Origin of the sequence: Psychrobacter proteolyticus, from assembly GCF_039762275.1 — a bacterium.
Taxonomy (GTDB): domain Bacteria; phylum Pseudomonadota; class Gammaproteobacteria; order Pseudomonadales; family Moraxellaceae; genus Psychrobacter; species Psychrobacter proteolyticus_C.
On the sequence record NZ_JBDLOB010000006.1, the window covers coordinates 71,716 to 90,848 of the forward strand.

Below are 19,133 nucleotides of genomic sequence, written 5' to 3' on the forward strand. Positions count from 1 at the left end.
TAAGCGCTGATACTACAGTAGGTAGTATCAGCGCATTTGACATCAATCTTTAGCTTACTTAAAAGGAGCTTATCTTATAAATTCTGGGTAAGCTTCCATACCACATTCTGCAATATCAGCACCTTCGTACTCATCTTCTTCAGAGATACGTAGACCGATAACCAGCTTGATAATAGACCAAACCACTAGGCTGGCAATGAATACCCAAGCAAAGATGGTTGCAGCGCCTACAATCTGACCGATAAAGGTAGATGCTGGGTTAGTGATAGGTACAATTAGCAAGCCAAATAGACCGACCACACCATGAACTGAGATTGCACCAACTGGATCATCAATCTTGATTTTGTCTAAGGCTAAGATTGATAACACTACAATGATACCGGCAATAACACCAAAGATAGTAGCTTGTAATGCAGAAGGCGTTGAAGGCTCAGCAGTAATGGCTACTAGACCTGCTAGTGCACCGTTTAGGAGCATGGTTAGATCCGCTTTACCAAAGATGATGCGGGCTAAGATTAAGGCACCGACAGCACCGCCGGCAGCAGCAGCATTAGTGTTCAAGAATACCATTGCAACAGCATTAGCACTAGCGATGTCGCCTAATTTAAGCACTGAACCACCGTTGAAACCGAACCAACCCATCCACAAGATTAGTGTACCGAGTGCTGCCAATGGTAGATTGGCACCAGGAATAGCGCGTATCTCGCCGTTAGGGCCATATTTACCTTTACGTGAGCCTAAGAGCAATACACCTGCTAGAGCTGCTGCTGCACCTGCCATATGCACAATACCAGAGCCTGCAAAGTCAGAGAAGCCCATGTCGCCTAGGTTGAATAAACCAAAGACATCGTTGCCGCCCCATGTCCAGCTACCTTCTAGTGGGTAGATAACACCGGTCATGACCACAGCAAATAATAAGAATGACCACAGTTTCATGCGCTCAGCAACGGCACCTGATACGATTGACATACAGGTCGCTACAAAGACCACTTGGAAGAAAAAGTCTGATGCGGCAGAGTAGACAGAGTCGCCACCGAAGCCGTTTTCAGCAGAGGCTGCTAAGGCGTCTTCTACTAACGTATCACCGCCTGCAATTCCGCTTAAGAATAGGTCGCCACCATACATAATCGCATAGCCGCATACCATATACATGATACTAGCCGTTGCAAATAGTGCGACGTTTTTGGTTAAGATTTCGACTGTATTTTTTGATCGGACCAGTCCGGCCTCTAACATAGTGAAGCCTGCTGCCATCCACATGACCAACGCACCACATATCAAAAAGTAAAACGTATCGAGCGCATATTGGAGCTCAAAGATTTGACTTTCCATTTAAATTCCCCCTTGAATTTATAATATAGATATCGGCATTACCGATAGATAAAAATGCTGTAAGAGTCTGTACCTATAAGTTTATGCCCGTAGGTAGGTCTTCAAATTTAGATAGCGTCAGGTCCTGTTTCACCCGTACGGATGCGGATAACTTGCTCAAGTGCAGTGACGAAAATCTTGCCATCACCAATCTTACCAGTGCTAGCGATACGAGTGATTGCCTCGATAGCAGGCTCAACCATTTCGTCGATCACAGCGACTTCGACTTTTACTTTAGGTAAAAAGTCCACCACGTATTCTGCGCCGCGATAGAGCTCTGTATGACCTTTTTGACGACCGAAACCTTTGACTTCAGTGACAGTGACACCTTTAACACCGATGTCGGAAAGCGCTTCACGCACGTCGTCGAGCTTAAACGGTTTTAAGATCGCAGTGATTAGCTTCATAAAAAATTCCTTATTTGTGTGATGCCGCAGATTGATAGAAGTACTATGGTGCATCATCATATCTCTGCCTTGCTTACTGTAAGTTATTCAAGAACCGTGCCAACCTACTCAAGGGGGGAGGTAGAATTGGCGTTGTTCACTAAAAAGTAATGACAGTAGTAACATAGAATATGGGCTACGATGCAACGATTAGAGCCATCGCTACAAGCATAATAAAGGTGAATCAATCTTTAGCGTTTGGTTAACGAAAACTTTATTATAACCAACTTTTTGAGTGCTTGGGGAGGCTATCCCTTTATTTCATGTGACGATTTGCTAACTTGAGTTTGGTCGTTAGCTTGGCCTTTTCATGCAAGCGTATCAAAGATGAATGGCGGGAAGGTAGAGAGAAAATAGAGATAAGCGGCAGAGCCTAACATAGTAGTCAGACCCCTGTGCTTAGGTAGATAAAGGGTTTGGACGTGTTTATATATACGTCGTTATGCTTTAGGAAAGAGTAGATAAGGGGTTTTTGTGCTGACCAATAGCTTTTTTGTATCGCTACCTTGTAGTAATTCGCGTAGACGAGATTGGCCAAAAGCCCCAGTCATAAGTAAACCGATATCATGTTGGTTTTGATAGTAGTTCAAAGCTGCCGCGACATCACGGCAATCCAGCAATGTCTTTTTGGATTTGATACCCGCCTGTTTGAGCTTGGCATAGGCTTCACGCAACGCATCACAGTTATCAGAAGTTTCCTTGCCAACCATCACAATATGAACCGTTAGTGCACGCACCAGTGGCGTTTTACACAGCCAATTTAGTAGTTTATGGCACGTTGGACTATTATCAAACGCAAATAAAGCAGTAGTAGGGGGCAAAAATGGTGCATGTGTCACCAAAATGGGGCAGTGACTGACTCGAATAAGTTGGCTCAGTGTAGATTTGCAGGTGACATGATGACCTATAACGATCATTTGTGCTTTGTCATCGACGTAATCAATGCTTTGGTTGAGGTTCTCATGACGATGTAGTGTATATGTCTTTAGCTTATGGCGTTGCTGTTCACAATACGAGGTTGCTTGAGATAATAACAATCGGCCTTGTGCTTTTAGCTCACAGTTGCTTAAATGCTCTTTGGATGTGAACTGTTCGAGCAAAGCGTTTTCGTCATCAATATTGAGGCAACCAGAATAATTAATAGCGGCTTTTTGCTGCAAACTTGGCATCGAATGTAATAAGCCAACAGGCGCGCGCAGGCGAATAGAAGCCCACATACTGGCCTCTAGTACCGCTTGAACATGATCAGGACAGTCCAAGCAAGCAATCACACTATCTGGTTTTAAATTACTCATAAAACGACCACATCATTTTAATAATAAAAATCTGCTATCTTAGTTTAGGTTGGATGTATGAAAAATACATCCAACCCAACCCTTCTACCAAGATAACTGTCTATTAATATCCTATACATCAGTCATGGACTAATAATATAGCCACATGGCAACCGCGTAGATTTGCTTAGCAGTTTCGCTTAGTCTAACAAGCCAATGTCTCGGCGGTCATGAACAGAGAAGCGATCAATCAGTGTTCGACTCGCATTGTTGAGTCCTACCACTTTGACATCAATGCCTTCACGTTGCAAGCGCATCACTAGTTTGTCTAAGGTGTCAACAGCGCTGACATCCCAAAAATGTGCTTGGCTTACATCAATCTGAATACTATCTACAGCCTCTTTGGTATCGAAACTATGCAAGAACTGGGTGGTAGAGGCAAAGAATACCTGCCCTTGAACATAATAGTAGCGGGTATTGCTGCTATCATCATATTCACTAAAGATCGTTAAGAACTGACCAATTTTATTAGCAAATGCTAAAGCAGATAGTAAGACACCTACGCCGACACCGTAAGCTAAGTTGTGAGTAAAGACGGTAGTCAATACAGTCGCTAGCATGACGATATTAAATGACATTGGATGCGTTTTAAACTCGCGAATAGACTGCCAATTAAACGTACCAATCGATACCATAATCATGACTGCAACCAAGGCTGCCATTGGAATTTGACTGACCCATTCGCTTAAGAACACGACCATAATAAGAAGCACAACACCTGCCATCAAAGTAGATAGACGCGTACGACCACCCGATTTGACGTTGATCATTGACTGGCCAATCATCGCACAGCCTGCCATACCACCAAAGAAACCTGATACGACATTAGCCATACCTTGACCACGACACTCTTTGTTTTTATCACTTGGGGTATCAGTCAGTTCATCAACGATCGTCGCTGTCATCATAGACTCTAAAAGACCGACAATGGCAAGCGCGATAGAGTATGGCGCAATAATCAATAAGGTATTTAGGTTTAATGGAATGTCAGGCAACAAAAACACTGGCAGTGAATCTGGCAAATCACCCATGCTACCAACGTTGCGAATGTCGAGATTCATATACATTGCAACGGCGGTCAAACCTACAATACAAATAAGTGGTGAAGGAACGATGCGACCGATTTTAGGAATAAGTGGAAACAGATAAATAATCGCCAAACCAGCTGCCGTCATGATATAAACGGTCATGCCAACACGCTCAGTCATTGGGTTTAATTCTGGTAATTGCGCAGCAAAAATCAATATTGCTAAAGCGTTGACGAAACCGATAACCACTGAGCGGGAGACAAAGCGCATCAGATTACCAAGTTTTAGAATGCCCATCACGACCTGAATGGCACCACAAAGCAAAGTTGCGGCAAGCAAATATTGCAGACCGTGGTCAGCAACCAAATCGACCATGACCAATGCCATCGCGCCAGTCGCTGCCGAAATCATACCTGGACGACCACCGACAAAACTGATCACTACCGCGATACAAAATGAGGCATATAAGCCAACCTTTGGATCAACACCAGCGATAATGGAAAAGGCAATGGCTTCTGGAATAAGGGCTAGAGCTACAACCAAACCCGATAAAACGTCACCGCGAACATTGGAAAACCACTCGTCACGCAAGTTATCAATAAAAGATGTCATAAGTAAACTACATAGGGTTAGAGGCAAAAAAAGTAATCATTACTCATTTATAAAATGATCGCGTCGCTAATAATAGCTATTCATTTTTCTTTTACGTCAACATGCACTAGGTCATGTTGCTGTGTTGGATTGTGAGAAACTAATAACCAAGATATCTAACTAATAACTGAGGTAACTAATAACTAAAGTATCTAACTAATAACCAAAGTATCTAACTAATAACCAAAGTATCTACTGATTTTTTTGGTATCAAAAATACGCTCATCAATAATCAATACGATGATAAGGGCAGTAAATTACCTAAAAATATTTTTTAAAAGATTGCTTAAAATAGGCAACTAGATAGATGTACCTACAATAATATATAGAGTCAGCAATCACTTGCTGTAGTAGAAGGTGATATATCACTCGTCAAATTATCAAAATTGTCTGATACACCCTTATCACAACAAGAATCGTTGATGAAGAGGCGTGACAATAGCGCGATAAATGTGACAACATGCTAAACTAAAATGCTTGAGCAATGTGCTCAGCAAAATACTGATAAATATTAATCAAGCTGACTATTATAGCATTAGCCACTTAATATAAAAATAGGCGAATAATAGCATAAACTCATAAAAAATCAGTACCGAAATTTGAACGATGGCGTTAAGATGCTGCATATCTTAGCGGCGTCGTTTAGAGTCGCTATACAGCAGATTTATTTGATACAACTTTTTTCGTTCAATAGAAGGAATAGATATGACCACTAATACAGCAACAGAAGCCTTACTTCATAAGGGTAGTGGTCTACAAGTCGTGGTCGGTTTGGGGCAGTCTGGATTGTCAGTCGCGCATTATCTGGGCAAGCAAGGCTATCAAGTCGCAGTCACTGATGCTCAAGCTGCCCCTAAGTTGGCCGATCAGTTGCCAGCCGAGATTGAGATTCGTCAGTTTGGTGCGATAGATGCCGATTTATTGCAGCAAGCGGCACGTATTATTATTAGCCCAGGTATTTCTCTTGAGACTGCCGCTGTGGCTGCTGCTCGCCAAGCTAATATTCCTGTAGTTAGCGATATTCAACTGTTCTGTGAAGCGTGTACCGTACCCATCGTAGCGATTACAGGTTCTAACGCCAAAAGTACGGTCACTACGTTAGTTGGTCAAATGGCGGCAGATGCTGGCGTTAACGTAGGTGTCGGTGGCAATATCGGTGTACCAGCTTTAACATTGCTAGATAATTCTGATATGGAACTTGCGGTACTTGAGCTGTCTAGCTTTCAATTAGAAACCGTCACCAATTTGGGCGCAAAAGTAGCGACTGTGCTCAATATGTCGCCTGATCATTTAGATCGTCATGGAGACATGCTTGGCTACCATCAAGCCAAACACCGTATCTTCCAAGGTGCCAAGTCGGTGATGATTAACCGTGAAGATGCGCTCACTCGTCCATTGGTCGCGGACAATCTACCGAGAATTAGTACGGGTATTCATGCCCCTGATAAAGGTCAGTATGGTCTGATTACCGACACAGAGGGCCAAACTTATCTTGCTCGTGGTACAGAACGATTACTTTCGGCAGACAAACTGTTGATTAAAGGTCGTCATAATCTACTGAATGCGCAAGCGGCTCTGGCACTTGGCGAGCTTGCAGGATTACCGCTAGAGAGCATGCTAACCACTTTGCAGCAGTTCACAGGTCTTGAGCACCGCTGCCAATATGTGGCAAATGCTGCTGGTATTGATTATTTCAATGATTCTAAAGGCACCAATATTGGTTCGACCATGGCCGCTATCGAAGGCTTGGGTGCAGTCTATGCGCCGAAAGACGGTAAGCTATTATTGATCTTAGGCGGGCAAGGCAAAGGGCAACAGTTTGGTGAATTAACGCCTTTTATCAATCAATATGTGAGCCAAGTTTTGTTTATTGGTGAAGATGGTCAGCAGATTGAACAACATCTAAGAGCTGCGAAATTGAGTGATGATGTCGCACTACATCAGTGTCAGACATTAGAGAATGCGTTTGCGACTATTCAACAAGTCACTACCAGTAGTTTATCGCAAGTACAGGCTGTATTGTTGTCACCTGCCTGTGCTAGCTTTGACCAATATAGTGGTTATGCGGCTCGCGGTGAGCACTTTAGCCAACTGGTCAATCAATTAGACACCGCACAATCAGAAGCTTGATAGGTAGTCGAATATATTAAGCAGCTATATAGATTGGCATAGCAGATGTCTCTTCTCTAGCAACAGCCAGTATTTTATGGATAAATGATTGTTTTGCTTATAGATTGCTGCTACTGTCAAGCATATAATCCTGATTACTAAAATAGGTGCTAGCTAAGGCGTTTGCCGATGGTTACAGGTTTTCTATCATCTATCTAGTACGATTTACTTTATGATTTTTTAAACGGTGGCGTTTCATAGACGCCGTGTTTTTCGTTTGTTAGTGTATATAAAATTATGGCGCTCTCTTCTTTTTTTCGCTCCTCGCCCCAAACCAAGCAAACCTCTGGCTCAGATGGTGTTCTATCTATGCCATCAGCGCGCGCAATTTTATTATCAAGCGTCGGCTGTATGATGGTGCTTAGCTTGCTGATGGTTGCTTCTGCTTCTATCCCTTTTGCGCTCAGCCGCGGTATGACCGAGCTGTATTTTTTCAAAAACCAGTTGTTGTATATGACGATTGGTTTAATCGTTGCGGTCATTCCTTATTATGGCGTGTCTTTACGCACACTATATAAGACCGAGACCCAGTTTGCTTTGTTAGGCATCACGGGGCTATTGCTTGTTGCCACATTGTTTAGCACACCAATTAATGGCTCTAAACGCTGGCTTACGGTAGGTGGTTTTAACTTTCAGGTAGCCGAGTTAGCCAAACTGGTCATGATTGTGTTTGTATCTGACTTTGTGGTGCGGCGATCTTTTGAAGTTCGTAATGGCCTAGACGGTTTCTTACGAATTATGCTGGTAGTGGCGCTAATAACGATACTGCTATTGTCACAGCCAGATTTTGGTTCTTTTGTCGTCATCATTGGTACGTTGTTCGCGATTTTTTATATCGCTGGGGCACCTTACAAGCATTTCTTAGCCTTGGGTGCTGCTGCTATCGGTGGGGCTGTTTTGATGGTGACTACGGCCGAGTACCGATTGGTGCGTGTGATGTCGTTTATGGATCCATTTGACGATGTGCAGGATACTGATTATCAGCTCGCACGTAGTTTGATCGCCTTTGGTCGTGGGCAGTTCACGGGTGTCGGCTATGGCGAAAGTGTACAGAAACTGTCGCATTTGCCTGAGGCGCATACGGATTTCCTATTAGCCATTACGGGTGAAGAGTTAGGGTTCGTCGGTGTCAGCATGGTGCTGATACTTGAAGCGTTGATCATCGGTAGTGCGATGCGAATCAGTTACAACGCTCTGAAACGCCGCCAGATGCGTATGAGCTATACCGCTTTCGGAATCGGTGTAGTATTTATTGCCCAGACGATTATTAACGCTGCGATGAACATGGGTGCCATCCCAACCAAAGGTCTCACTATGCCGTTCTTTAGTTATGGCGGATCGTCTATGTTGATTAGCTTGGTTATGGTCGCGCTATTATTGAAGATATATAAAGAAAGCCCTGAAATAGAAAAAAGCCAATGCCGTTATTACTAATAGGTTTTGCATACAATGGGCTTGGCATAATGTAGTTTCAGAGTTTCGGTAAATAGTGTGCAGTACTATTGCAATAAAAAGCGTCACTCATAGTGGCGCTTTTTATTGTCTATGTTATGACTTTTGATGGAATAACTCTTATTAATAAGACAGATTTAACTGCTGCTTACCCTGTAACGGGGTGTTATCCCATTGCGCAATGGCTTGTTTGAGCATGTTTTCTGGGGTATCGATATCAACCTTTGCTTGCTGTAGTAGTGATAGGGCTTCAGCAATAAGTTGGCTAGGATCTGATGTATCGATTGGTTGAGCAAGGTTTTGCTTAGAGAGTTTTTGGCCGTCAGCATTATTAATCAATGGCAGATGATACCATTGGTCAATAGTAGGTAGGCGGGTGGCTTGCATGATACCGATTTGCGCCGTCGTCATAGGTAGGATGTCAAGACCACGCATGATATGAGTAACCTGCTGTAGACCATCATCGAGGCTGGCTGCCAGTATATAATTAATCATGCCATCCTGACGACGAGCGACCATATCGCCTAACGTCTGCTGCGGATTATCCCATTGTAGTCCCTGAATACCGTCATTGAAGCCAATCCGATAGTCTGGTAGTTGAATACGTAGCTTATGCTGCTGTCTATCAAGGTCAGCTGACACACAGCGACGCGGATAGCGTTGTCTATTTGAATGTACTTGATCAATTGGTGAAACTTGTTCGTCTAACGATGTCTGGTCGGTCAGCGCAGCTAAACTAGCAGGACTATGGTTTCTACTTATCTCTTCTTGCGCCCAGTACTGTTCTAAGTCTTTACGAGAGCATTGGCAGCCATAGGTCAACGGCCGCAGATATGATGATAGATAATCGTTATAGATATCAATGCGCTCAGACTGATAAATGACATCACCATCCCAATGTAATCCAAGTGCCTCAAGATCCATCAAAATTTGCTCAGTGAACTGTCTATCACAGCGTTCAGTATCGGTATCTTCCATACGTAACAGCCACTTACCACCGATTGATTTGATATGGCAAAAGCTGGCAAGCGCAGTGGTTAGAGAGCCGAGATGTAACTCACCTGTTGGTGAAGGCGCAAAGCGGCCAATGGGCTGTGATGGTGGCGTTTGAGTCGGCATGGCGGTAGGCATTGTTTTCAAAATAAATGGCTGTCTATAAAAGGTAATAAAGATAGAATAATAAATATGAGTATCAAAAGATATTCATTAAATGAGATTGTTTTGTTAGTTGTATCATTATTCAGGCGATTATATCTTGTGAAGTAGTGCTATGAGGTTAGCAAAATAGTGACAGTCTAAAATACAAAAAGCGACCTATTAGAAGGTCGCTTCTGTTTACATTCATATCTGTAATATCTGATCTAAGCGCCTTGGTTTTGACGTTCTTTGATTTCAGATAAGGTTTTGCAGTCGATACATTGGGTAGCGGTTGGACGTGCCTCAAGGCGACGTAATCCAATCTCTACACCACAAGTCTCGCAAAATCCATAGTCATCATTTTCGATTTCTAACATAGATTTGTCAATTTTGCGGATAAGTTTGCGCTCACGGTCACGAGTACGTAATGCCAATGCAAACTCTTCTTCTTGAGTGGCACGGTCATTGATGTCTGGCATGGCGCTTGACTCATCTTGGATATAGTTTTTGGTACGATCCGCTTCACCAATCAGTTGGTTTTTCCAATCCAATAAAATAGCCTTAAAGTGCTCCAACTGCGCATCAGACATATACTCTTCGTCTTTGGCCGGCACATAAGGAGTAAATTTAACTTCACTCGGATTCGTGGTCAGGGTGCTCATATGGGTATCCTACTTTTTCAAATTAATTCAATAAAACGACGTATCAAAAGACAAGACGTTATTAATGCTACAAACGCTACAATTTGTCCTTTTATCAAACGTTTCACCACTTGGTAATACAAGTAACACAGCTGATCAAATAATATCGTAGACTTTAGATCTTGACAGTTATATACCGATTGTTAGATAGGTTGTTATACAAACTTCGGTTTTAATAATACTGTCTAAAGCATGCCGTAGGTCATTGATTGTGAAAACTGAGCTTGTGGTTAATGGGCCATCCTAGCTATCGTGCAGTGGCTTCATATCAGATATGGGGCCACCCTTGCTTTATTTCATAAGTTGTATCATTGTTTGTAATAATAATGAAGTGATTTTTTATATTGAATGCATATTTTATTTGTTTATTACTGTATTTTTTATCAAAAAATATTGACGAAAGCTATAAGTAATAAGGGCTAAGACTTATACTAGTGCTAATAATTCTGGGCATCAAGTATCCAGTCTTTCAACCCAGCTTGCAACTGTTCCATTGTTGGCTAATTGCAACCAGCGATATCCTGGTAGTGCATGCTCATCATAAGAGAAATCATCTTCATAAGGTTTGAACTGATAGCAGGTAGATGGCGTGCTATACACCGTGACGCCTTGGCGCAGTCGAACTTGCTCTTGGTGAGTATGGCCACTGATTACCACTTGTAGCTGTTCAAATGGTGCCATATGCTGCCAAAAACTTTCAGTGTTTTCTGCCATATGGGTATCAATCCAGTCAGAATCAACTGGAACAATATGATGGTGTAGGGCGATTAATGCGGGCTTATCACAGGTGCTAAGTCTCTCACATAACCAATCGATATCAGTAGGCGTGATTTCGCCTGCGACCTTACCAGAAATGGAGGAGTCTAATAACAACAGCTGCCAGTATTCAGTCTCAATGACATGACGACTTAACAAACGTGAGTCAGCAGGCTGAGCGACAAGCTCTCGTTGAAAAAACGGCAAGTCTTTACCATTCTCGTCCGTCACATCATGATTACCAGCAATACAAGCAAAAGGAATCTGAGTCGCTTGTAATACAGTAAAGATATGATCATAAATTGAGGACTTTACTCGATTGACCAAGTCACCGGTTACAATAATCAGATCACAGCGAATATCTTCACTAAGCGCTTGTTGGAGTACTGCTTCAAAACTACGCTGACAAGCCATGTCATCACTATAGATGTCACTCTCATCAACAAAGACAGGCGTCGATAAATGCAAATCAGTAATCTGTAAAATATTTATTGTTTGGTCGGAGGTGCTTAACTTATTGGCAGGATAGTTTGGCATTGGTTCAGTCCCTTATCGAATCACAACAATAAGTATTTTTAGCGCGAGTATGGATAAATGAGCTACTATTTTTCACTGGGTATTTATAATTATCATGAATCTACTATAAAAGAGCATAGCGTTTGCTTAGAGCTTACTTTGACTCTAATCAACGATATTTATACTATCAACTAGTAATATCAAATTTAAAGTCTAGAGCCACCTTATAGTATTATCAAGCTAAAGTATTCATTATATTAATAAAATAAAGTCGAACAAAAAGATAGCGAAAAAAGTCATGTTTCATTTATTATAACGTATTTACAACGACGCTAACTAAAGTTTTATCTTTATTAACTTCGAAAAAATGAGTGCAGTAAAAAATAAAGCAGCTAATATCAAGACGATAGAAAGACCTGTTTGAATGTCTAACCAAATACTGCCCCACACACCAAGTGTCACACCCAGTTGAGCGATTATCAACGCTATAATCACCATTTGTTTTGGCGATGCCGACCATAGACGTGCGGTCAGTGCAGGTAGCACTAATAATCCGCTAATTAATAGGCTTCCAACTGCTTGTAGTGCAATCGCACAAAACCCTGCCAGTACACCCATAAAAAACAGTCGTTGCCGTGTTGGGTTGATACCTTGAATACGTGCCAATGCTTCATGCGTTGCCAGCTTGATTTGCGCAGGCCAAATATAAATAAGCAGTCCCAAGCCAGCTAATACGCTACCAGCAAGCAAAGGCAAATCTACCCAATCAAGGTCTAGCAAGTTGCCGAATAAAAACCCGAGCACATTGGCCTGTTGGTCAGTCAATTGGGTCAAGGCCAGCAAGCCTAGGCACAAGAGCGACACTGAGACGACTGCCAATACAGCATCAACTGGCAGACGCTCATCATCAATCAATACCAGTCCTAGCACGACCATAACACTGACTAATGCAATGCCGATACCCATTGGCAGTTGCCACCACACCGCTAAAGCCACACCTAACAAAGTGCCATGGGCTAAGGCATCAGCGAAGAACGCCATGCGCCGCCACAATACTAAGCAACCTAACGGCGCTGATAATAACGCTAATATACTGCCAGCGATCCAAGCAGGCGCAATGATGGCTAACCAAGCAGTCATAATGAATGTCCGTAAAAATTTTATAAATAGAGTAAAGCTATATGGCTTATATGTTTAATAGTTTTGGCTTTAATGAGCTAGATTTCGACGATTTCGAACCTTGATTACTAACGCTATAACTCGCTTGGTGCATGGTGTTCACAGGCATGAGGCTGATGTACGTATGGCTGCTCATAATGATGACCAAATAGCTTTTGAAATTCAGTACTAATAGCCAGCTCGCTAGGTTGTCCTTCACAGCAAATATGCTTATTCAAACAAATGACGCGGCGGCTGCCTTTCATGACCCAGTGCAAATCATGAGACACCACTAGCATGGCGCAACGTAAGAAATCAGGCAGCTCATCAATAAACTGATAGAGCCAAACTTCAGTATCGGGATCGAGACCCTGCATCGGCTCGTCTAAAATAAGCAAGTTGGGTTTGTCTAGTAGCGCTCTGGCCAATAGTACGCGCTGTGTCTCACCACCTGATAAATGCAACATCTGCCGTGACAGTAAATGCGTTAATGATAAGTTATCGAAGATAAATTGTCGCTGCTCAGGGGTTAAACGTTTCTTATCTGCTTGCCCCAACAAGTCGCAAACGCGTAGTGGTAATATCGGTGGCACAGCAAATCGCTGCGGTACGTAGCCAAGCTGTAGCGGCTGATGTGCTGTCATAGAGCCATCAGTTGACTCAATCAAACCTAAGATAAGTTTGACTAGCGTTGACTTACCAGCGCCATTGGGACCGATAAGGCTGACTGTCTCGTTAACAGCAATGTCGATATCTATGTGAGAGAGCAGGCGTTGAGGCCCAATATGGTAACTGATATTGTTTAAGCTCAATAATTTGTCAGCATTACTCACAGTACTGCTATTCGCAACAGCAGTATTTGACTGATTAGAAGGTAGGGTAGAGGTATTCATAATATGACAACGCATAGGTAAATAGACAATCGACGAATCATGCTTAAAACGTTTACACAAACCATAGTAGCTCTACTGGCAAGCTTGGCAACGACCGCTAAGCTCAATGACACTACGCTCAACCACAAACCCTACATCTTGCTCGGCAAAGCTCATCATTTCCTGAACGGGTAGGCTGCTGCATTCTTGCACGCGTTGACACTGATCGCAGATCAAAAAGGCGGCTGTATGCTGGGCGCGCGGATGACAGCAAGGAACATAAGCATTAATAGAGGTTAACTGATGAATCAACCCTTCACTTAGTAAGAATTCTAAACTGCGATAAACCGTCGGTGGCGCGACATTTTTCGGCGCACGTTTTTTGGTTGTCTTAGTGTCTACCGAAAGTGTTGGTGAGCTCGCTACTTTTTGAATATCGCTGTCATCAGGTATAGACAGTCGCATTTGCTGCAACTGAGTGATTAGGTCATAAGCGCCAACGGGCTGATCTGCCTCCAAGACCAATTGATATATCTGCTGACGCAAAGGAGTAAATCGCGCGCCATTTAGACGGCAATGCTCTTTAGCTGCTGCTAAGCGTTCATGAACATCATGCGGAGTCAGATCTTGCACATCATGCAAATGTTCGCAGATCGATGAAGTAGTAGACATGGTACAAGCTCCTAAAAATAGCATGGTAATCGCATGACGTTTTTTATGATAGCGTTTTTTATTGTTATAGTATAACATACTAAAGTAAGAACTGAGTTAATAGTCTTATAATAGTCTTGTCTATCTACCTTTTTACAGGAGTAGGGCAGGACACTATTATTTATACTTTCGTTATCCAACAATGCTATCTAACAATAAAAGAGCTTACTATGAACGCTGTTTTTACTTACTCCGTACGTTCGCTTATCACATTACAGCGCTTGCTAATGACAGGACTGATATTTCTAGGAACTTTCACACTGAATGCACAAGCTGCAACGGTCAGTGTTAGCAATTATCCGCTATTCTTGTTAAGTGAAGCAGTAACAGAAGGCGCGCCATCAGCCAATCGACTATTGCAAGCGGGGGAGGTGGGACATCATGGTAGTATTAGCCCAGGTGATATCAAGGCAATCAAAGACAGTAAGTTCGTCGTATGGTTTGGTGAGCCGCTAGAAAACAATCTAGCAGCAAGTCTAAAAACAGCCCCAAATGCCATTGCTTTATTTGAGTTCGATGCATTCAATCGTCATCCATTACGTGATGTAAAGGGCAACGCTATCGCGGGTACACTAGATCCACATATTTGGCTAGACCCTGAAAATGCAAAAGCCATCACCCGTGCATTGGCTGTGATTCATAGCCATGCAAATCCGCAATATAAAGACTTGTATCAAGCCAACGCGAAAAAGTTTGCACAGCAACTAGACAAAGAAGTTACTACATTTGAGAAAAGCTCTGTTCAGAGCGCCTCAAAAACACGACCTTATTGGGCTTATCACGATGCTTATCAATATATCGAAAATAGCTTACATTTAACGCTCGTCGGTAGCCTTAGCGTGGATCATCATCTATCGCCCAAAGCAAGCCAACTCCGTTGGTTGAATGAGCAACGCCCAGCCAAGCAAATGTGTTTGGTTAGTCCAAGTGAGCCAGCAAAAGGCTTACTTGCGAAATTGCAACCAGTGAAGAGTACGGTACAACCAGAAGATATGAGTAGTAGCGATGACTTTATTAGTGGTTGGCAGAGTATGGCCAAACAGATATATCAATGTATCTCATAATGTAATCAAAAACAGCAATTTGCTAGGATTGTTTGAGTTGGTTGTATAGCTTGTCTTCAAGCATTTATGACAGACTAAATAATATAATAATCTTAGCAAAATGCGTTAGGTGACTGATAAAAGTCATATTTTACTTGCTTAATAGTTACGCTCTACCTATAATAAGTAGCGTTTTATTTTGGCCGAAAGGTAATGCCTATAGAGTAAGTCATTCACGGATAAAATTATCATAAGTATGATATATTGTCCCAATGCTGTAAGGGCTATAGGAATACCGATGACCAAGCCTGCCAAACGCACGCAAAAAGACAAGATTGGCATCTATATTAAACGACAAGCATGGATACTATTTATCCTTATTATCATTGCTTGGTTAGTAGATACTATTTGGCTACATAGTGAGCTTACGATAGCAAAAAGCGCTGCAATTGGTGCGCTACTAAGTTTTATCACTCAAGCAGTATTTGCGTTTTTTATTTTTTGGTACACCGGATATCGCGCGCGCCAACATATCGTTAGCCAGCTATATCGGGGTCAAATGTCAAAATGGTTATTGACCGTGTTTGGTTTTGCACTAATTTTTATTACCGTACAACCCCTATCTGCGCCAGCGCTGTTTATCGGTTTTATGGTAATGCAAATTAGTCACAGTTGGATGTTGTGGCATATACGCTAGCGCTAATAAATGATCGCTAAACAGATGGTTTATTAATAGTACTGGCAAGTCACCCTGCCGTCCAGCTTCTCTATGACTAGTTCGAAAAGTCGAAGCACAACGCTGTCTTAGGATAGCACCAGTGATTATAAAGACCGCACTATGAGTCTCAATGTTAGACGTAGTATGCAGTGAGAGGGTAGGGGTTATTCAACTATCTGTATTACTGATAATTAGAGTACTGATATCTAATTATGGTTAGTGGCTATATTAGCAAGTAAAACTGGTGGCTAACTTATTCATACAGTGGATAAAAAAATCACAATTGACTTTACACGAATACAACGCTGCATTAATATAGGCGGCTAAATATTTTGCTTATAAGCGCTACATTAAGCGCCGATCGTAAAAAACGGTCAGTGGGCAAGCACATATATAATAATTTTGCGTATAAAAATGCAAGGGCTATTACTGAGTTATCATAAGCCCTTTTTTGATAGCTAAAATTTATCTCACGCTATCAAATACTGCATATTAGTAATAGAACTATGGGTTGGATGTTGTTGGTTACATGAGTGATTTAGTACGGTTTATCTATCTTGCTTAATAGCAAGATAGATATAAATACTATACCTCATCAGATGACAACCATATTTTTGGTAGTTGATTAAATCGTTGATTAATAAGAAGCTTACATTATGGCATCCGAGCAAACATCATCAGAATATATCTCTCACCACTTAACGAATTGGACGTATGGCTATCTGCCGGGCGAAGGTTGGAAAGTTGCTCATACTGCTGAAGAAGCAGGGGCAATGGGCTTTAACGCTATCCATCTTGATTCTATGCTATGGTCGATTGGTCTAGGTATCTTATTTTGCGCCGTCTTTTGGATGGTTGCTAAAAAAGTCACTTCAGGCGTGCCAGGAAAAACTCAGGCAGCAGTTGAGATGATCGTTGAGTTTGTTGATAACAACGTTCGTGATTCATACAGTGGTACATCAAAACTGATTGCGCCATTGGCGTTGACCATTTTTGTCTGGATCTTTTTGATGAACTTGATGGATTTAATACCTGTTGATTTCATTCCAGGTATTGCTGGGCAAATCGGTGCCGCTATGGGCCATGATCCACATCATGTTTTCTTTAAGATTGTTCCAACGACTGATCCTAACATCACGCTTGGCATGTCGTTCTCTGTCTTTGCACTGATTATCTTTTATAGCATTAAAGAAAAAGGTTTGGGCGGCTTTATCGGTGAGTTAACACTACATCCGTTTGGCGCCAAAAACCCAATCGTACAAGCGATTTTGATTCCCATCAACTTCATCCTAGAAGCAGTTACTCTAATAGCCAAACCTGTATCACTTGGTTTGCGTCTATTCGGCAACATGTATGCTGGGGAATTGATTTTCATACTGATTGCTCTAATGCCGTTTTGGATTCAATGGGCGTTATCGGTACCGTGGGCTATCTTCCACATCTTAGTTATTACACTTCAAGCGTTCGTATTCATGATGCTGACGATAGTTTACATGTCGCTTGCATCATCAACTGAACATTAATTAGACATTCAATAGGTAAATGAGGATACATCAATGGATCCAGTATTAGGTGGTTACACAGTTATCGCAGTAGCACTACTTATCGGTCTTGGCGCACTTGGCACAGGTATTGGTTTTGCTATTCTAGGTGGAAAATTCTTAGAAGGCGTTGCGCGTCAACCAGAGCTTGGCTCACAATTGCAAACTCGTATGTTCATCGTAGCAGGTCTTCTTGATGCTATTCCGATGATCGGTGTTGGTATTGCTATGCTATTGTTGTTCGCTAACCCTCTAGCAGGTTAATCCGAAAGCTCAGTTGTAAATGTTTGGTATTCGGAGACTTTCTATCAAATATAGTCAAGATTTGACTACCAAACATGATCAATGAAACTGATTTTTCATTAACAAAGAGGTGATCACGTGAATATCAATTTTACCCTCGTCGGTCAAGCCATTGCTTTTGCAATATTTGTGATTTTTTGCATGAAATTCGTGTGGCCACCACTTATCGGTGCCATCAATGAGCGTCAGCGTAAAATTGCTGAAGGTCTGAATGCCGCAGAAAAAGCAAAAGCAGATTTGGCGACCGCGGAGCAAAATGTCCAGCAGGAACTTGATCTTGCAAAGACCAAGGCTGCCGCTCTAATCGAGCAAGCGAACAAGAGTGCCAATCAGCTCGTCGAAGATGCAAAATCGCAAGCCCAAGCGGAAGGCGAGCGCATTCGTCAACAAGCGCAAGCATCTATCGATCAAGAAATCAATCAAGCGCGTGAATCATTACGTGCCCAAGTTGCTGAACTGGCTGTACTTGGTGCAGAGAAGATTTTGCAAGACAAAGTCGATGTGCAAAAACATGCCAGTATGTTAGACCAACTGGCGGCGAAGCTGTAATTGTGAGGATATAATGGCTGACTTATCAACCTTAGCACGACCGTACGCTAAAGCCGCGTTTGACTATGCCAACGAAAACGGCGCAGTCAACGAGTGGGAAAACTTCTTACTTGTTGCTAGCACTGTTGTCAATGACAAGTCGTTCAGTACTTGGCTAGACAATCCAGCTGTTTCTGCTGAGCATAAGTCAGCTGCTTTGGTCGATCTTTATGATACGCAAGTAGCTAGCGCTAATGATTCTGCTTTTAAGCAGTTATTAAGCGAAGCTCAAGGGACTAGCCTTGACAGTAACGTAAGCTATCCAAAGGTATCAGTAGCACTTAGTAACTTCGTTAAACAGTTATCAGAACAAGAGCGTCTGGCGCTGCTTCCTGAAGTTTATGAGCATTATCGCCGTCACAAGGCAATAAGCTTAAAGCAGCTTGACGCATATGTGACCTCTGCCTACCCATTGACTGATGAACAGCGTCAAACGCTACAAACGCGTCTTGCTGCCTCGCTAAATGCTAGTGTAGTGATTCACGAATCAGTTGATCCAAGTCTATTGGCAGGCGCTACAATCAAAGTCGGTGACAAAGTCATTGATGATTCGATGCGCGGCAAGTTACAACAGTTAAAAACACAGCTAACTGCCTAATGCCAATCATCAATACAGTCAAATATTGACTGTATGATTA

At 42.3% G+C, this 19,133-nt stretch carries 18 protein-coding genes; 8 read left to right on the forward strand and 10 right to left on the reverse strand.

What is annotated here, in order from left to right:
- Nucleotides 1–69: 69 nt before the first annotated feature.
- From ABFV72_RS10295 to ABFV72_RS10310, 4 genes are all read right to left on the reverse strand, one after another.
- Entirely contained in the window at nucleotides 70–1,332 is a 1,263-nt protein-coding gene (locus ABFV72_RS10295) for an ammonium transporter (protein ID WP_057762031.1), read from the reverse strand.
- A 107-nt stretch (nucleotides 1,333–1,439) separates the two neighbouring features.
- Nucleotides 1,440–1,778, reverse strand: a complete 339-nt coding sequence (locus ABFV72_RS10300; protein WP_010197981.1) for a P-II family nitrogen regulator — start codon at nucleotides 1,776–1,778, stop codon at nucleotides 1,440–1,442.
- 479 nt (nucleotides 1,779–2,257) lie between these two features.
- Nucleotides 2,258–3,112 carry a universal stress protein gene (locus ABFV72_RS10305; RefSeq protein WP_057762029.1) on the reverse strand — a complete coding sequence of 285 codons (855 nt, stop codon included), beginning with the start codon at nucleotides 3,110–3,112 and terminating at the stop codon, nucleotides 2,258–2,260.
- Between the two features lie 179 nt (nucleotides 3,113–3,291).
- Nucleotides 3,292–4,791 (reverse strand): SulP family inorganic anion transporter, encoded by a 1,500-nt coding sequence (locus tag ABFV72_RS10310; RefSeq protein WP_057762027.1) that lies wholly within the window; start codon nucleotides 4,789–4,791, stop codon nucleotides 3,292–3,294.
- A 744-nt stretch (nucleotides 4,792–5,535) separates the two neighbouring features.
- On the opposite strand from ABFV72_RS10310, the gene murD reads away from it, so the two are divergent.
- Nucleotides 5,536–6,960, forward strand: coding sequence for a UDP-N-acetylmuramoyl-L-alanine--D-glutamate ligase (gene murD, locus ABFV72_RS10315; RefSeq protein ID WP_347163550.1), 1,425 nt, complete (start codon nucleotides 5,536–5,538; stop codon nucleotides 6,958–6,960).
- A gap of 276 nt (nucleotides 6,961–7,236) precedes the next feature.
- Complete coding sequence (locus ABFV72_RS10320; protein WP_179799106.1) at nucleotides 7,237–8,433, forward strand: FtsW/RodA/SpoVE family cell cycle protein; 1,197 nt, start codon at nucleotides 7,237–7,239, stop codon at nucleotides 8,431–8,433.
- Between the two features lie 141 nt (nucleotides 8,434–8,574).
- Here ABFV72_RS10320 and gluQRS read toward each other — a convergent pair whose 3' ends face one another.
- The 6 genes from gluQRS to ABFV72_RS10350 all read right to left on the reverse strand — a co-directional run bounded on the left by gluQRS (nucleotide 8,575) and on the right by ABFV72_RS10350 (nucleotide 14,263).
- Entirely contained in the window at nucleotides 8,575–9,570 is a 996-nt protein-coding gene (gluQRS, locus tag ABFV72_RS10325) for a tRNA glutamyl-Q(34) synthetase GluQRS (RefSeq protein WP_347163551.1), read from the reverse strand.
- Between the two features lie 242 nt (nucleotides 9,571–9,812).
- On the reverse strand, nucleotides 9,813–10,250 hold the full coding sequence (gene dksA, locus ABFV72_RS10330) for an RNA polymerase-binding protein DksA (protein WP_057762021.1): 438 nt from the start codon (nucleotides 10,248–10,250) through the stop codon (nucleotides 9,813–9,815).
- 492 nt (nucleotides 10,251–10,742) lie between these two features.
- Nucleotides 10,743–11,582, reverse strand: a complete 840-nt coding sequence (locus ABFV72_RS10335; RefSeq protein ID WP_347163553.1) for a metallophosphoesterase — start codon at nucleotides 11,580–11,582, stop codon at nucleotides 10,743–10,745.
- Nucleotides 11,583–11,897: 315 nt separating this feature from the next.
- Nucleotides 11,898–12,701, reverse strand: a complete 804-nt coding sequence (locus ABFV72_RS10340) for a metal ABC transporter permease (protein WP_347163554.1) — start codon at nucleotides 12,699–12,701, stop codon at nucleotides 11,898–11,900.
- Nucleotides 12,702–12,814: 113 nt separating this feature from the next.
- A complete protein-coding gene (locus ABFV72_RS10345; RefSeq protein WP_296211205.1) occupies nucleotides 12,815–13,612 on the reverse strand; it encodes a metal ABC transporter ATP-binding protein in 798 nt (265 codons plus the stop codon).
- A gap of 72 nt (nucleotides 13,613–13,684) precedes the next feature.
- Nucleotides 13,685–14,263, reverse strand: coding sequence for a Fur family transcriptional regulator (locus ABFV72_RS10350; protein WP_347163555.1), 579 nt, complete (start codon nucleotides 14,261–14,263; stop codon nucleotides 13,685–13,687).
- Between the two features lie 209 nt (nucleotides 14,264–14,472).
- Between ABFV72_RS10350 and ABFV72_RS10355 the strand changes: the two genes are divergently transcribed.
- From ABFV72_RS10355 to ABFV72_RS10380, 6 genes are all read left to right on the forward strand, one after another.
- Nucleotides 14,473–15,366 (forward strand): metal ABC transporter solute-binding protein, Zn/Mn family, encoded by an 894-nt coding sequence (locus ABFV72_RS10355; RefSeq protein ID WP_347163556.1) that lies wholly within the window; start codon nucleotides 14,473–14,475, stop codon nucleotides 15,364–15,366.
- 277 nt (nucleotides 15,367–15,643) lie between these two features.
- Nucleotides 15,644–16,042 carry an ATP synthase subunit I gene (locus ABFV72_RS10360; RefSeq protein ID WP_057762011.1) on the forward strand — a complete coding sequence of 133 codons (399 nt, stop codon included), beginning with the start codon at nucleotides 15,644–15,646 and terminating at the stop codon, nucleotides 16,040–16,042.
- A gap of 677 nt (nucleotides 16,043–16,719) precedes the next feature.
- Nucleotides 16,720–17,586, forward strand: coding sequence for a F0F1 ATP synthase subunit A (gene atpB / locus ABFV72_RS10365; protein WP_101205957.1), 867 nt, complete (start codon nucleotides 16,720–16,722; stop codon nucleotides 17,584–17,586).
- A gap of 33 nt (nucleotides 17,587–17,619) precedes the next feature.
- The gene (atpE, locus tag ABFV72_RS10370; protein ID WP_010197960.1) at nucleotides 17,620–17,868 is read left to right on the forward strand and encodes a F0F1 ATP synthase subunit C; all 249 of its coding nucleotides are present in this window, start codon (nucleotides 17,620–17,622) and stop codon (nucleotides 17,866–17,868) included.
- Nucleotides 17,869–17,985: 117 nt separating this feature from the next.
- A complete protein-coding gene (locus ABFV72_RS10375; protein WP_101205956.1) occupies nucleotides 17,986–18,456 on the forward strand; it encodes a F0F1 ATP synthase subunit B in 471 nt (156 codons plus the stop codon).
- A 13-nt stretch (nucleotides 18,457–18,469) separates the two neighbouring features.
- Nucleotides 18,470–19,093 carry a F0F1 ATP synthase subunit delta gene (locus ABFV72_RS10380; RefSeq protein WP_057762004.1) on the forward strand — a complete coding sequence of 208 codons (624 nt, stop codon included), beginning with the start codon at nucleotides 18,470–18,472 and terminating at the stop codon, nucleotides 19,091–19,093.
- Nucleotides 19,094–19,133 lie beyond the last annotated feature (40 nt).

What these genes read in the sequence shown, in the direction of transcription:
- ABFV72_RS10345 (WP_296211205.1), bottom strand. Translation starts at nt 13,612, where the DNA reads ATGAATACCTCTACCCTACCTTCTAATCAGTCAAATACTGCTGTTGCG.
- ABFV72_RS10355 (WP_347163556.1), top strand. Translation starts at nt 14,473, where the DNA reads ATGAACGCTGTTTTTACTTACTCCGTACGTTCGCTTATCACATTACAG.
- ABFV72_RS10350 (WP_347163555.1), bottom strand. Translation starts at nt 14,263, where the DNA reads ATGTCTACTACTTCATCGATCTGCGAACATTTGCATGATGTGCAAGAT.
- gluQRS (WP_347163551.1), bottom strand. Translation starts at nt 9,570, where the DNA reads ATGCCGACTCAAACGCCACCATCACAGCCCATTGGCCGCTTTGCGCCT.
- ABFV72_RS10320 (WP_179799106.1), top strand. Translation starts at nt 7,237, where the DNA reads ATGGCGCTCTCTTCTTTTTTTCGCTCCTCGCCCCAAACCAAGCAAACC.
- ABFV72_RS10305 (WP_057762029.1), bottom strand. Translation starts at nt 3,112, where the DNA reads ATGAGTAATTTAAAACCAGATAGTGTGATTGCTTGCTTGGACTGTCCT.
- murD (WP_347163550.1), top strand. Translation starts at nt 5,536, where the DNA reads ATGACCACTAATACAGCAACAGAAGCCTTACTTCATAAGGGTAGTGGT.
- atpB (WP_101205957.1), top strand. Translation starts at nt 16,720, where the DNA reads ATGGCATCCGAGCAAACATCATCAGAATATATCTCTCACCACTTAACG.
- atpE (WP_010197960.1), top strand. Translation starts at nt 17,620, where the DNA reads ATGGATCCAGTATTAGGTGGTTACACAGTTATCGCAGTAGCACTACTT.
- ABFV72_RS10295 (WP_057762031.1), bottom strand. Translation starts at nt 1,332, where the DNA reads ATGGAAAGTCAAATCTTTGAGCTCCAATATGCGCTCGATACGTTTTAC.
- ABFV72_RS10340 (WP_347163554.1), bottom strand. Translation starts at nt 12,701, where the DNA reads ATGACTGCTTGGTTAGCCATCATTGCGCCTGCTTGGATCGCTGGCAGT.
- ABFV72_RS10360 (WP_057762011.1), top strand. Translation starts at nt 15,644, where the DNA reads ATGACCAAGCCTGCCAAACGCACGCAAAAAGACAAGATTGGCATCTAT.
- ABFV72_RS10300 (WP_010197981.1), bottom strand. Translation starts at nt 1,778, where the DNA reads ATGAAGCTAATCACTGCGATCTTAAAACCGTTTAAGCTCGACGACGTG.
- ABFV72_RS10335 (WP_347163553.1), bottom strand. Translation starts at nt 11,582, where the DNA reads ATGCCAAACTATCCTGCCAATAAGTTAAGCACCTCCGACCAAACAATA.
- ABFV72_RS10380 (WP_057762004.1), top strand. Translation starts at nt 18,470, where the DNA reads ATGGCTGACTTATCAACCTTAGCACGACCGTACGCTAAAGCCGCGTTT.
- dksA (WP_057762021.1), bottom strand. Translation starts at nt 10,250, where the DNA reads ATGAGCACCCTGACCACGAATCCGAGTGAAGTTAAATTTACTCCTTAT.
- ABFV72_RS10310 (WP_057762027.1), bottom strand. Translation starts at nt 4,791, where the DNA reads ATGACATCTTTTATTGATAACTTGCGTGACGAGTGGTTTTCCAATGTT.